At 66.8% G+C, this 573-nt stretch carries 1 protein-coding gene; it reads right to left on the reverse strand.

Annotation, left to right across the window (positions count from 1 at the left end):
- Nucleotides 1-573 (reverse strand): cytochrome c biogenesis protein CcsA (gene ccsA, locus PV761_RS24255; RefSeq protein ID WP_347900060.1); only part of this gene is annotated, 573 nt, incomplete at both ends.

Below are 573 nucleotides of genomic sequence, written 5' to 3' on the forward strand. Positions count from 1 at the left end.
CGGGCGTGCAGGTAGCCGGCGTAAACCACCCAGATCACGAACGTCCAGACTTCCTTGGTGTCCCAGCCCCAGAAGCGGCCCCAGGCTTTCTCGGCCCAGATGGCCCCGAACATCAGCGTAAAGGTCCAGCCGACGAAGGCGATGGCATTGATGCGGTAGGACAGGTTTTCCAGGCTCAGCGCCGAAGGCACCAGGCGCATGAAGCCCAGCTTGTCCGCGCCGCCGGACGCGATGGTCTTTTGCCGGTGCGCCTGCACCAGCTGCAGCGCGGACATGGCGAACGTCAGCGTGAACAGTGCCGAGGACAGCACCGCGATGGACACGTGGATCACCAGCCAGTAGCTCTGCAGCGCCGGCACCAGGTGCCCCACGGGGGTCCAGTAGGCCACTGAGGCGGCCACGAGCATGATGATCGCCAGGCCGACCACGAAGGTGCCCAGGAACCGCAGGTCGCGCCGGATCAGGACCAGCAGGAAGACAGCGACGGCCACGAAGGCGCCGGTGGTAAGGAACTCGTACATGTTGCCCCACGGCACCCGGCCCGCACCGAAGGCGCGGGTGACCACGCCGGCG

This window comes from Arthrobacter sp. CC3 (genome assembly GCF_039907775.1).
GTDB lineage: Bacteria > Actinomycetota > Actinomycetes > Actinomycetales > Micrococcaceae > Arthrobacter.